The following is a 12,199-nucleotide window of genomic DNA, read 5'->3' on the forward strand; positions in this document are numbered from 1 at the left end:
CGCTTCGCGTGTGGCTGCGACTGCTCCAGGTGTCTGACACCCTGGTGCGATCCACGTCATGCCAAGCGCATCTCCCTAGGGTGTCAGACACCGGCAGAAGAACGAAAACCGTCGCGCATTCCGGTGTCCGGACCCAACTGCAGATAGCGGTCGGCTCGCCATTAAGCGTCACTTGAACTGCAGTGCCCGATGGGGGGGCCGCCCAGGCAAGTCCAGAGCGAAGGCTCCGGGCCGCAATCGTGGGCGATCGTGCCCACGGTGACCGCGGCGTCGGGCGACCCACGAAGAACAACCACCAACATCAAGTCTTCACAGACCGATGCCGACTGATACTCATCATGATCCCAAACGCAATCCCCATCGTGAACAACGCCGTCCCCCCGTAGCTCATGAACGGCAACGGCACCCCCACCACGGGCAAGATCCCCGTCACCATGCCCACGTTCACGAATACGTAGATGAACAGCATCATCGTCAGCGCACCCGCCAGCAACCGGCCGAATTGCGACGCGGCCCGGGATGCGATCGTCAAACCGCGCGCCATCATCAGCCCGTACAGCACCAGGATCGCAATTCCGCCGTACAGGCCAAATTCCTCGGCGTACACGGCAAAGATGAAGTCAGTCGTGCGCTCCGGGATGAAGTCCAGGTGCGTCTGCGTCCCCTTCATGTAGCCTTTGCCGTAGACGCCGCCCGAGCCCACCGCGATCATCGATTGAATCGTGTGAAAGCCCTTGCCCAGCGGGTCCGAACTGGGGTTGAGCAGCGTGCAGACCCGGTGCTTCTGGTATTCGTGCAGCACTACCCAGTCCACGTCCGGCTCGCATAGCTGGTCTTCGTAATAGACCAGCGTGCCGATGGCAATGACGCCGGCCAGCATGACCGGCACCAGCAGTTTGAACGACAGACCCGCGAAATAGATCACGAAAAAGCCCGCGCCGAACACCAGCAGTGCCGTGCCCAGGTCAGGCTGCAACACGATCAGGCCGAAGGGTGCGGCCAGCATCGCGGCGGCGGCCAGGAAGTCGCGCACGCGGACCGCGCCTTCGTGGCGCTGGAAATACCAGGCCAGCATCATCGGCACCGCGATCTTCATCATCTCGGACGGCTGGATGCGGGTCACCCCCAGGTTCAGCCAGCGGGTCGCGCCCTTGCTGGTCTCGCCGAAGAATTCGACGCCCAGCAGCAGCACCACGCCCACCACGTAGAACGGCAACGCCAGCTTCATCAGCAGCTTGGGCGGAATCAGCGCCATCGTCCACATCGCGAAGAACGCGATGATGAAGTTGCGCGACTGTTCCGCGAAGCGCCAGTCAGTGCCGCCGACGGCCGAGTGCATCACCGTCAGGCCAAGCGCCGCGAACATCATCAGGATCGCGAGCAGCGGCCAGTCGAAGGCCGTGAACACACGCAGCAGGATCAGGCCAAGACGTTTCATTGTTGGCGCACCAGGTCGGAGGCGATGTCGTCGACCGTCGCCATGGTGTCCGCGCGCTCGGGCCGGACGATCTTGTCCTGGCGATCCTTGGCCAGCCAGTAATCGAAGACCTTGCGCGCGACCGGAGCCGCCACGCTGGCGCCCCAGCCGGCGTTCTCGACGATCAGCGCCACGGCGATGCGCGGCTGCTCAAGCGGCGCGAAGCCCATGAACAACGCGTGGTCGCGCAGGCGTTCGTCGATCGCGCTGGCGCGGTAATGGCCGCCTCGCAGGCTGAACACCTGCGCGGTGCCGGTCTTGCCGGCGGCCTGGTACGGCGTGTTGGCGAACGCGCGCCGCGCCGTGCCGGCACGCACCACGTCGGCCATGGCGTTCTTGATGACGTCCACGTTGGCCTGCTTGAGTGGAATGCGGTAATCGGGTGGCGCCTCGGTCGGCTTGGCCACGCCCGAGCGCGGATCGCGGACCGCATGCACCAGGTGCGGGCGGCGGTACAGGCCATTGTTGGCCAGTGTGGAGGTGCCCTGCGCCAACTGCAGCAGCGTGAAGGCGTTGTAGCCCTGGCCCACGGCCACGGAAATGGTCTCGCCCGCGTACCAGCGCTGGCGTTCCTTGTCTTTGTAGGCTGCACGCTTCCAGTCGGTGGACGGCAGCACGCCGCGCTTCTCGCCTTCCAGGTCGATGCCGGTGATCTGGCCGAATCCGAACTGCTTGGTGAAATCGTGCAGCGCGTTCACGCCGATTTCCGGTCCAAGGGAGTAGAAATAAGTGTCGGACGACACGACGATGGCCTTGTGCATGTCCGTCATGCCATAGGCTGCGCCGCCCGCGTTGCGGAACTTCTGCCCGCCGAATTCGTAATAGCCCGGGTCCGAGATGCGGTCGGTGGCGCGGCGCTTGCCCAATTCCAGCGCGGCCAGTCCCACGAAGGGCTTGTACGTGGAGCCGATGGGATACGTGCCGTACAGCGGACGGTTGATCAGCGGGTGGTCCGGCGATTCGTTCAGCATGCGCCAGTTGTCGACATCAATGCCGTCCACAAACAGATTGGGATCGAACGACGGCTGCGAGACGAACGCCAGTACTTCACCCGTGTCCGGGTCGATGGCGACGAGCGCGCCACGCTGTCCCTCGAAGGCCTCTTCAGCCACCTTCTGCAGGCCCATGTCGATGGACAGCATGATGTCCGAGCCCGGAACGGGATCGATGCGGCGCAGCGTGCGCATGGGCCGGCCGCCAGCGGTGACCTCGACTTCTTCGAGACCCGTGCGGCCGTGCAGCTGCTCTTCCCAGGTCTTCTCGATGCCCTTCTTGCCGATGACTTCAGTGCCGCGGTAGTTGCCGAGCTGACCGGCGCGGTCCAGCTCCTCGATATCGTTGTCGGCGATGCGGCCAATGTAGCCGACCACGTGCGCGGCCGACACGCCCTGCGGGTATTCGCGCACCCAGCGGGCGCGCAGCTCGACACCCGGAAACTGGAATGCGTGCGCGGCAAACCACGCGGCCTCGGTTTCGTTCAGGTTGTTGCGCAACTGCAGGCTGGCGTAGCGGCTGGATTCGGCCGCACGGCGCTTGAAGCGGCGCTGGTCGGACGGACTGATGTAGACGACTTCGGTCAGGCGCTCGAAGAGTTCGTTCATGTTGCCCGCGTGGGCCGGCACAACTTCGAGCGTGTAGGTACGGTAGTTGCGGGCCAGGACCTCGCCGTTGCGGTCCAAGATCTCGCCGCGGCGCGGCGGAATTGGCACGACCGCGATGCGATTGCGGTCGGCGCGTTCGGACAGGCCCTCGTAGCGGTCGACCTGCAGGTACCAGAAGCGGCCCACCAGCACGCCGAAGCAGACCAGCGCGAAGGCGCCGCCCACCCAGGCGCGCAGGCGAAAGCGCTGCTTCTGCTGCTGGCCGGTTTTCTTGAATTCAAACATGACGCAACGCCGCCGTCAGGCGGACGAAGATTCGGCGTCGTCGACACCGCGTTGCGGCAGGTGCAGCACCCAACCCGCCAGCGGCCACAGCGCAGCCGTCAGCAGCACGCTGATGCCCCAGTCCCAGCCCGGCCATTTTCCGGCCAGCCACGCGTGGATGATCTGGGTGACAAAACGCGCAATGAAGAACACAGGCAGCATGTGCATCGCCTGGCTCCAGAGATCGAAACGCTGCAGCCGGCGGTGCAGGACGACCGCGCCGTAGGCGACGAGCGTGTACGACAGCGCGTGCTCGCCCAGGAGGCCCGCGTCGTGCACGTCCATGAGCACGCCAAAGAAGAACGCGGTGAACAGGCCCACGCGGCGCGGCTCGTGCACGCACCAGAAGGCGATGATGAGCAGCAGCACGTCGGGCGCGCCTTGCCACAGGCGCCACGGCAGTAAAGACACCAGCCAGGCAAGCAGGACGGTGCCCCACACGAAGAAGGCATGCGCGGGACCCGACAGGCGGTCGGGCTGCACGTTGCTGGGCGTGCCGAGGCGGCGCGGCGATTGCCCCGCCGCTTGTTGATTAGTCCGATCCACCGGAATCGACCTCCTGACGGTTGGACTCGGCGCGATCCACATCTACCTGCAGAACCAGGAAGTGGCGATAGCGTTCGGGATGGGCCAGCGGTTCACACACGGCACGCGCGAAACCGGATGCGGTATCACGTTCCACCGAGGTCACTTTGGCCACGGGCAGGCCGGCGGGAAAGAGGCCGCCGACGCCGCTAGTGACAATAGTATCCCCTTCCTTGATGTCCGCATTGGCCGCCAGGTAGCGCACTTCCATCTTGCCGGGCGAATTGCCGCCGAACGCGATGAGGCGCAATCCGTTGCGCAAGAGTTGCACGGGGATGGAGACCTGCTCGTCGGTGACGAGCGCCGCCTCGGCGGTCATGGGCGTCACCCGGACAATCTGGCCGACCACCCCGCCTTCGTCGATGACCGGCATGCCGGGCGCAAGACCGGCCTTGCTGCCCTTGTTGAAAACCAGGCGCTGGGTGAACGCGTTGGTGGGTTCGTACATGACTTCGACCACCACGGCGGACTGCGCCACGGTGTCCGTCACGCCAAGGAGGCGGCGAAGCTGGGAGTTTTCGGCGGCAAGCTGCGCCGCGTGGGACGCGACCTGCGCGAGTTCGATGCGCTGGCGCTGCAGCGCTTCGTTTTCGCTGCGGATGAGGTTGGCCGCGTTAACCCATTCGTTGACTTGCTGGACGAGATCGCGCGGCGCCATGACGGCACGCTGGAACGGATAAAGCCCTACGGCAATCGCGCGGCGCGCCGGCTCCAGCATGCGCCATTGGGAATCCATGACGATCAGGGCCAGGGCAAGGACGACCAGAACGACGAGCCGCACCTCTGCCGGTGGGCCGCGCCTGAATAGGGGAGGAGTCCCTTGTCGTTGCATGAATCTCAGCCCGGGCGCCCGCGTCCGAGGCTCCCGCAGCGGCCGGAGCCAGAATAAAGCGGGGCTCCGGGCTGGCGGGCAATATTAGTCGTTGATGAAGATGGCGCCCAGTTTCTCAAGGTGTTCCAGCGCTTCGCCGCAACCGCGCACGACGCAGGTCAGGGGATCGTCGGCCACCACGACCGGCAGGCCGGTTTCTTCTTGCAGCAGGCGGTCCAGGTCGCGCAGGAGCGCGCCGCCACCGGTCAGGGCGATGCCCTTGTCGGTGATGTCCGCGCCCAGTTCGGGCGGCGTCTGTTCAAGCGCGATCTTGACGGCGGAAACGATCTGATTCAGCGGATCGGTCAGCGATTCCAGGATCTCGTTGGACGAGACCGTGAAGCTGCGCGGCACGCCTTCGGCCAGATTGCGGCCCTTGACTTCGATTTCGCGGACTTCGGAACCCGGGAATGCCGAGCCGATTTCCTTCTTGATCAGTTCGGCCGTGGGTTCACCGATCAGCATGCCGTAGTTGCGCCGGATGTAGTTGACGATGGCCTCGTCGAACTTGTCGCCGCCGACGCGCACGGAACCCTTGTAGACCATGCCGCCCAGCGAGATGACAGCCACTTCGGTGGTGCCGCCGCCGATGTCGACGACCATCGAGCCGCTGGCATCGGACACGGCCAGGCCGGCGCCGATGGCGGCGGCCATGGGTTCTTCGATCAGGAAGACGTGGGAAGCGCCGGCGCCGAGCGCCGATTCGCGGATGGCGCGGCGTTCAACCTGGGTGGAGCCGCAGGGCACGCAGACAATGATCCGCGGGCTGGGCGCCAGCATGTTGCGGGGGTGCACCATGCGGATGAACTGCTTGAGCATCTGCTCGGTGACCGTGAAGTCGGCAATCACGCCGTCCTTCATGGGCCGAATGGCTTCAATGTTGCCGGGGACGCGGCCGAGCATCTGCTTGGCTTCGTGCCCGACGGCTTGAATGATCTTCTTGCCGTGGGGGCCGCCTTCATGACGGATTGCGACCACGGAAGGTTCATCGAGAACGATGCCCTTGCCGCGGACGTAAATCAGCGTATTGGCGGTACCGAGGTCAATCGCCATATCGCTGGAAAAATAACTGCGCAGGAATCCGAACATGGGAGCTCAGCTAAATTCTGGGGGGAATTGGGGTCAGGCCGCGGGGCGTTTGGCCCGTAAAACAACGGGTCCGCCTGTCATCACGGCGATTAAACCGTGAATCATAACTTATAATTTCCCCGGAAATAGCGCATAAATGCAGGCTATTCAAGCTTTGTAACGGGTTTGGCGTATGCATACTGCCCTCTCCCGCCCCTCGGCCTTCGCTTATCGATTTTTGCAATCCCTCATGGCGCTCAACGACAAAGATGTGGCCCGCATTGCCCTGCTGGCCAGAATCGAACTGACCCCCGACCAGCGCACCGTCGCGCAGGCCGAACTCAACGGCATCCTCCATCTGATCGAACGGCTTCAGTCCGTCGATACCCAAGGCGTCGAACCCCTGGCCCATCCCTTGTCCGCCCACGAGGACATCGTATTGCGCCTGCGTGAAGACGCCGTGACCGAAGCCGGTTCGGAAGCCCGCCGCCAGGAATTGCTGGCCAATGCTCCCGATGCCCAGGACGGCCTGTTCCTGGTTCCCAAGGTCCTGGAATAAGTCATGACGAAACCTGCCCTGCACACCCAATTCGAGGGGATCGCCGCTCTGCGTGCGGCCCTCGCGCAACGCGAAGTCAGCGCTGTCGAGCTGGCGCAAAGCGCCTTATCGGCCGCCGAAGCCGCCAGCGGCCTGAATACCTTTTTACATATTGACGCCGAATTGACGCTGGCCGAGGCCCGCGCTGCCGACGCCGCCCTGGCGGCCGGCACCGCCGGTCCGCTGGCTGGCATCCCGATCGCCCACAAGGACGCGTTCGTGACGCGCGGCTGGCGCACCACCGCGGGCAGCAAGATGCTCGAAGGCTACGTCAGCCCGTTCGACGCGACCGTTGTGGAACGTCTGGGCGCGGCCGGCGCGGTCTCGCTGGGCAAGCTGAACTGCGACGAATTCGCCATGGGCTCCGGCAACGAGAACTCGGCTTATGGCGCCGTGAAGAACCCCTGGGATCACGCTGCCGTGCCCGGCGGCTCGTCGGGCGGTTCGGCCGCCGCCGTGGCCGCCCGCCTGGTGGCCGCCGCCACCGGCACCGACACCGGTGGCTCGGTCCGCCAACCCGCCGCGCTGTGTGGCGTCAGCGGCATCAAGCCCACCTACGGCACCGTGTCGCGCTACGGCATGGTGGCCTTCGGCTCCAGCCTGGACCAGGCCGGCCCGCTGGCTCCCAGCAGCCGCGACCTGCTTGAACTCCTGGACGTCATCAGCGGCTTTGATCCGCGCGACGCCACCAGCCTCGAAAAATGCGACGGCGCCGTCAACGAGCCCGGCCGCGTGCGCCGCGACTTCGACGCCGCGCAGGCTCGTTTCGACGCCGCCGGCAGCCAGCCCCTGAAGGGCCTGCGCATCGGCGTGCCCGAAGAATATTTTGGCGACGGCCTGGCCCCCGATGTCGCTGCCGCCGTGCAGGCCGCGCTTGCGCAGTTCGAGGCGCTGGGCGCCGTGCGCGTGCCGGTGTCGCTGCCTCGCACCGAGTTGGCCATTCCGGCCTACTACGTGATCGCCCCCGCCGAAGCGTCCAGCAACCTGGCCCGCTACGACGGCGTGCGCTATGGCCACCGCGCCAAGCAGTACGGCGACCTGAACGAGATGATCAGCCGCTCGCGCGCCGAAGGCTTCGGCGACGAGGTCAAGCGCCGCATCCTGATCGGCACCTACGTGCTGTCCCACGGCTACTACGACGCCTACTACCTGCAGGCCCAGCGCCTGCGCCGCCTGATCGCGCAGGACTTCCAGCGCGCCTACGCGGATCAGTGCGACGTCATCATGGGACCGGTCACGCCCACGGTCGCCAAGAACATCGGCGACAACCGCGACGACCCGACCGCCGACTGGCTGGCCGACGTCTACACGCTGGGCGTCAGCCTGGCCGGCCTGCCCGCCATGTCGATTCCTTGCGGCTTTGGCGGCGAGAACGGCTTGCGCCCCATCGGTCTGCAGATCATCGGCAACTACTTCGACGAAGGCCGCCTGCTGGCCATCGCCGACCGCTACCAACACGAGACGGACTGGCATCAGCGTGCCCCTGTCCAGCAAGGCTGAGAACATGAACTGGGAAATCGTCATCGGCCTGGAAACGCACACGCAGCTTTCCACGGATTCCAAGATTTTTTCGGGCAGCAGCACGCAATTCGGCGCCGCGCCCAACACGCAGGCCAACGAAGTCGACCTGGCCCTGCCGGGCAGCCTGCCGGTCATGAACCGCGGCGCGGCCGAACGCGCCATCCGCTTCGGCCTGGCCGTCGGCGCCAAGATCGCGCCGCGCTCGGTTTTCGCGCGCAAGAACTACTTCTACCCTGACCTGCCCAAGGGCTACCAGATCAGCCAGTACGAGCTGCCGGTGGTGGTGGGCGGTTCGCTGTCGTTCTTCGTCGGCGAAGAAGAAAAGACCGTCAACCTGACGCGCGCCCACCTTGAAGAGGATGCCGGCAAGTCTCTGCACGACGACTTCAACCTGGGCAATGGCAGCCCGGCCAGCGGCATCGACCTGAACCGCGCCGGCACCCCGCTGCTCGAAATCGTGACTGAGCCCGAAATGCGCTCCGCCGCTGAGGCCGTGTCCTACGCGCGCGCGCTGCACAGCCTGGTCGTGTGGCTGGGCATCTGCGACGGCAACATGCAGGAAGGCTCGTTCCGCTGCGACGCCAACGTGTCGGTCCGCCCGGTGGGCCAGAAGGAATTCGGCACCCGCACCGAGATCAAGAACGTCAACTCGTTCCGCTTCCTGGAACGCGCCATCATCTATGAAGCGCGCCGCCAGATCGAACTGATCGAGGACGGCGGCACCGTCGTCCAGGAAACGCGCCTGTACGACGCCGACCGCGACGAAACGCGCAGCATGCGCAGCAAGGAAGACGCGCACGACTACCGCTACTTCCCCGATCCCGACCTGCCCACGCTGGTGATCTCCAGCGCGTGGGTGGACGAGGTCCGCGCCGCCATGCCCGAACTGCCGGCCGCCCAGCGCGCCCGCTTCGAAACGGAATACGGCCTGCCCGCCTACGACGCCGCCCAACTGACCGTCAGCCGCGACCTGGCCGCCTACTTCGAAGCCGTCGCGCACGCGCTGCCGGCAGGCCAGGCCAAGCTCGCGTCCAACTGGGTCATGGGCGAAGTGGCCGCCGTGCTCAACAAGGAAGAAAAGACCATCGCCGAATCGCCCGTCGCGGCGCCGGCGCTGGCGGCCCTCATCGGCCGCATCATCGACGGCACGATCTCCAACAAGATCGCCCGCGAGGTCTTCGGCGCCATGTGGGCCGGCGAGAACGGCGGCGATGCGGATGCCATCATCGAATCGCGCGGCTTGAAGCAGATCAGCGACACGGGCGCCATCGGCGCGATGATCGACGAGGTGCTGGCCGCCAACCCGGCCATCGTCGAGGAGTACCGCGCCGGCAAGCAGAAGGCGTTCAACTCCCTGGTCGGCCAGATCATGAAGGCTGCACGCGGCAAGGCCAACCCGCAGCAGGTGAATGATCTGCTGAAGCAGAAGCTGGATAGTTGATCGGCGCCCGGTTCTCCTCGCGGGGACCGGCGCAATATCAGACTGAATCAAGGGCCGCGGCAGATTGCCGCGGCTTTTTCTTTGGCGAAGAATGGAAGGGTCAAAGTCTGATGGGAAGACGACCATGTCTCCGTACTTCGAAGTGCCTCTGGAACAGATGCCCCAACGTGTAGATTCGCTTATTGAAGCCGCACACCAAGGGGCTCGCATCGTCGTATTGCGCGACGGCAAGCCCTACGCCCAGATCCGTCCAGTTAATCCCATGATGAGCGAAAACGCGCATTGGGCGCTGGAGTCGATAAGGACGTTTCCAGCTGTCCAGCACGACAGCTATGAAAGCTGGTGGGCGGCGGTAAAGCCGGTGCACGAATGAAACTCGTCCTTGACGCCTCGGTGGCCCTCAATTGGCTGGGCCTGCCCAGCCAGCCCTTCCGCGATGCCGCATTTCGCATTCTGGATGGGCTGGACGATTACGCCACCTACGTGCCGACGATCTGGCACTTGGAAGTCGCCCATGGGGCGATGCGTGCGGAGCGCGCTGGAATGGCAAGCGCGGGCCACCGGCGCAACGCTCGCCACCTTCGATCAGAAGCTCTGTGTCGCGGCACAAGCGTGCGGCATACCCGTGCTTGGTCCGCCGCCGCATCTGGCCGAACCGCTGGCGCACTATGGTTCGGCCGCCGTGCGCGGCTTTGGCCGATGTCGGGCAGCCACGCAATGGCGCCCGCGCCCTTACTTCACCCCTTACTTCACCCCTTACTTCACCCCTTACTTCACCCCGTACTTCGTCCGATACGCCAGTACGGCATCCCGGTTCTCGGCAAACGCCGCGTCGTCCTGCAGCAGGGCCAGGATGTCCGTCAGCGAGGCAATCGCGACCACGGGGATGCCATAGGTCTTGGCCACGTCCTGCACGGCCGAGTGCGGCGACAGGGCGTCGTCCGGACCGGCGCGCTCCATGCGGTCCATCGCGATCAGCACGGCGGCCGGTTCAGCGCCGGCGGCGCGGATGATTTCCACAGACTCGCGCACCGAAGTACCGGCCGTGATGACGTCGTCGATGATGACGACCTTGCCCTTGAGCGGCGCGCCGACCAGGGTGCCGCCTTCGCCGTGGTCCTTGGCTTCCTTGCGGTTGTAGGCAAACGGCACGTCGCCGCGGCCCTGCATGTCCGGGTGGCCCGCCAGCGCCACGGCGGTGGCGGTGGATAGCGGGATGCCCTTGTACGCGGGGCCGAACAGCATGTCGAACTCGACGCCGGAATCCAGCAGCGCCTGCGCATAAAACTGCGCCAGCTTGCCGACCGAGCGGCCATTGTTGAACAGGCCCGCATTGAAGAAATAGGGGCTGATGCGGCCCGACTTGACCTTGAAGCTGCCAAAGCGCAGAACGCCCTCGTTCAAGGCGAAACGGACGAAATCCAGGGCGGTGACGGAGGACTGGGCGGCGGGCATGCAGGGAGATCCGGTAGGTGGCAGACCCCGCATTTTATCCGCTGTCGGGGCCGTTCCCGGCTGCCGTTGCAGAGTCGGTTAAATTCCTGGCATTGTCCGCCTCCTCTGCGGCCGAATTTCAGGAGTTTCGCTTTGCTGCGCATCACGTCGATCAACCTCAATGGCATCCGGTCCGCCTTTAAGAAGGGCCTGCAACCGTGGATGGAAAAGCACGCCGCCGACGTGCTGTGCCTTCAGGAAATCAAGATTGCCCACGACGACCTGACCGACGAGCTGCGCCATCCGCCCGGCTACACCGGCCACTTCCACCACGCGGTGAAAAAGGGCTACAGCGGCGTGGGCATCTATTTGCGAGATCCGGCCGAGCGCGTGAACCATGGCCTGGACTGCGAAGAGTTCGACCCCGAAGGCCGAATCATCCGCGCCGACTGGAAGGACCTGTCCGTCATCAGCGCCTACCTGCCTTCCGGCTCCAGCGGCGACGAACGCCAGCAGGCAAAGTATCGTTTCCTCGACCGGTTCGGGCCCTGGATCGATGCCTTGATGCACGAACACAAGACGACAGGCCGTGAATTCGTCATCTGCGGCGACTGGAACATCGCTCACAAGGAAATCGACCTGAAGAACTGGAAGGGCAACATGAAGAACTCGGGCTTTCTGCCCGAAGAGCGCGCGTGGCTCACGGACGTTTTCGACAAGCGCGGGTTTGTGGACGTGTTTCGTACCATCGACGACCGTCCCGACCAGTACACCTGGTGGAGCAACCGGGGCCAGGCCTGGGCCAAGAACGTCGGGTGGCGCATCGACTACCAGATCGCCACGCCGGGCATCGCGGCCAAGGCGCGCAGCGTTGCCATCTACAAGGACGAGCGCTTCTCGGATCACGCACCGCTGACGATCGACTACGACTTCACTCTGCGCGCGTGATTTTTCTCAAGATAAAAATAGGGACGTAACAATGGCGCTTGACCGGCAGCCGCCCCCGCTTGCGGCCGCTGGACGCGCCTGTTGCCTAGGGCGACGCGCCACTTTCCCTATGAGGGCTCATCGAAAACTAACGGGGACATATTAATTTCCCCTGGAAATTCAAGCCTTACCGTTCGAAAGGCATCTTTCCGCCCGGCATCCGCCAGCACATCCAATTAGATACGACCCCAATTATCTACCGGAAAATTCCGTTTGATATCAACGTGATGGCGCGGTTTTTCGCTTTGCGCAGGGCAACATTTTGCCCCTACAATCCCCGCACCATACGGGT

The 12,199-nt window shown here is 64.7% G+C and carries 11 protein-coding genes; 5 read left to right on the plus strand and 6 right to left on the minus strand.

Annotated elements, in window-relative coordinates; translation table 11 throughout:
- Positions 1-301: 301 nt before the first annotated feature.
- The 5 genes from rodA to ASD71_RS04580 form a co-directional block, all read right to left on the minus strand.
- Entirely contained in the window at positions 302-1,438 is a 1,137-nt protein-coding gene (rodA, locus tag ASD71_RS04560; protein WP_056560313.1) for a rod shape-determining protein RodA, read from the minus strand.
- Positions 1,435-3,363 (minus strand): penicillin-binding protein 2, encoded by a 1,929-nt coding sequence (gene mrdA / locus ASD71_RS04565; protein WP_056560316.1) that lies wholly within the window; start codon positions 3,361-3,363, stop codon positions 1,435-1,437. Before mrdA ends, rodA begins: the two co-directional genes overlap by 4 nt.
- 15 nt (positions 3,364-3,378) lie before the next feature.
- Positions 3,379-3,885 carry a rod shape-determining protein MreD gene (gene mreD / locus ASD71_RS04570; protein WP_156395171.1) on the minus strand — a complete coding sequence of 169 codons (507 nt, stop codon included), beginning with the start codon at positions 3,883-3,885 and terminating at the stop codon, positions 3,379-3,381.
- 49 nt (positions 3,886-3,934) lie between these two features.
- Positions 3,935-4,819, minus strand: a complete 885-nt coding sequence (gene mreC / locus ASD71_RS04575) for a rod shape-determining protein MreC (protein ID WP_056560320.1) — start codon at positions 4,817-4,819, stop codon at positions 3,935-3,937.
- 84 nt (positions 4,820-4,903) lie between these two features.
- Positions 4,904-5,947, minus strand: coding sequence for a rod shape-determining protein (locus tag ASD71_RS04580; RefSeq protein ID WP_006216320.1), 1,044 nt, complete (start codon positions 5,945-5,947; stop codon positions 4,904-4,906).
- A 229-nt stretch (positions 5,948-6,176) separates the two neighbouring features.
- On the opposite strand from ASD71_RS04580, the gene gatC reads away from it, so the two are divergent.
- The 4 genes from gatC to ASD71_RS04600 all read left to right on the plus strand — a co-directional run bounded on the left by gatC (position 6,177) and on the right by ASD71_RS04600 (position 9,859).
- Complete coding sequence (gatC, locus tag ASD71_RS04585; protein ID WP_056560324.1) at positions 6,177-6,485, plus strand: Asp-tRNA(Asn)/Glu-tRNA(Gln) amidotransferase subunit GatC; 309 nt, start codon at positions 6,177-6,179, stop codon at positions 6,483-6,485.
- Positions 6,486-6,488: 3 nt separating this feature from the next.
- Positions 6,489-8,024, plus strand: a complete 1,536-nt coding sequence (gene gatA / locus ASD71_RS04590) for an Asp-tRNA(Asn)/Glu-tRNA(Gln) amidotransferase subunit GatA (RefSeq protein WP_056560327.1) — start codon at positions 6,489-6,491, stop codon at positions 8,022-8,024.
- 4 nt (positions 8,025-8,028) lie between these two features.
- Positions 8,029-9,486, plus strand: coding sequence for an Asp-tRNA(Asn)/Glu-tRNA(Gln) amidotransferase subunit GatB (gene gatB, locus ASD71_RS04595; RefSeq protein WP_056566405.1), 1,458 nt, complete (start codon positions 8,029-8,031; stop codon positions 9,484-9,486).
- 124 nt (positions 9,487-9,610) lie between these two features.
- The gene (locus tag ASD71_RS04600; protein ID WP_156395079.1) at positions 9,611-9,859 is read left to right on the plus strand and encodes a type II toxin-antitoxin system Phd/YefM family antitoxin; all 249 of its coding nucleotides are present in this window, start codon (positions 9,611-9,613) and stop codon (positions 9,857-9,859) included.
- Positions 9,860-10,254: 395 nt separating this feature from the next.
- On the opposite strand, the gene pyrE is transcribed toward ASD71_RS04600, so the two are convergent.
- On the minus strand, positions 10,255-10,941 hold the full coding sequence (gene pyrE, locus ASD71_RS04605; protein ID WP_056560333.1) for an orotate phosphoribosyltransferase: 687 nt from the start codon (positions 10,939-10,941) through the stop codon (positions 10,255-10,257).
- A 132-nt stretch (positions 10,942-11,073) separates the two neighbouring features.
- Here pyrE and ASD71_RS04610 point away from each other — a divergent pair, with 132 nt between their 5' ends.
- Positions 11,074-11,868, plus strand: coding sequence for an exodeoxyribonuclease III (locus ASD71_RS04610; protein WP_056560336.1), 795 nt, complete (start codon positions 11,074-11,076; stop codon positions 11,866-11,868).
- Positions 11,869-12,199: the final 331 nt, after the last annotated feature.

Origin of the sequence: Achromobacter sp. Root565 (genome assembly GCF_001427425.1) — a bacterium.
In the GTDB taxonomy this organism is placed as follows: domain Bacteria; phylum Pseudomonadota; class Gammaproteobacteria; order Burkholderiales; family Burkholderiaceae_B; genus Achromobacter; species Achromobacter spanius_D.

Excerpts from the sequence above, each read along its gene's own strand:
- ASD71_RS04580 (WP_006216320.1), bottom strand. The coding sequence starts at position 5,947 with ATGTTCGGATTCCTGCGCAGTTATTTTTCCAGCGATATGGCGATTGAC.
- mrdA (WP_056560316.1), bottom strand. The coding sequence starts at position 3,363 with ATGTTTGAATTCAAGAAAACCGGCCAGCAGCAGAAGCAGCGCTTTCGC.
- pyrE (WP_056560333.1), bottom strand. The coding sequence starts at position 10,941 with ATGCCCGCCGCCCAGTCCTCCGTCACCGCCCTGGATTTCGTCCGTTTC.
- rodA (WP_056560313.1), bottom strand. The coding sequence starts at position 1,438 with ATGAAACGTCTTGGCCTGATCCTGCTGCGTGTGTTCACGGCCTTCGAC.
- mreC (WP_056560320.1), bottom strand. The coding sequence starts at position 4,819 with ATGCAACGACAAGGGACTCCTCCCCTATTCAGGCGCGGCCCACCGGCA.
- gatA (WP_056560327.1), top strand. The coding sequence starts at position 6,489 with ATGACGAAACCTGCCCTGCACACCCAATTCGAGGGGATCGCCGCTCTG.
- gatC (WP_056560324.1), top strand. The coding sequence starts at position 6,177 with ATGGCGCTCAACGACAAAGATGTGGCCCGCATTGCCCTGCTGGCCAGA.
- gatB (WP_056566405.1), top strand. The coding sequence starts at position 8,029 with ATGAACTGGGAAATCGTCATCGGCCTGGAAACGCACACGCAGCTTTCC.
- ASD71_RS04600 (WP_156395079.1), top strand. The coding sequence starts at position 9,611 with ATGTCTCCGTACTTCGAAGTGCCTCTGGAACAGATGCCCCAACGTGTA.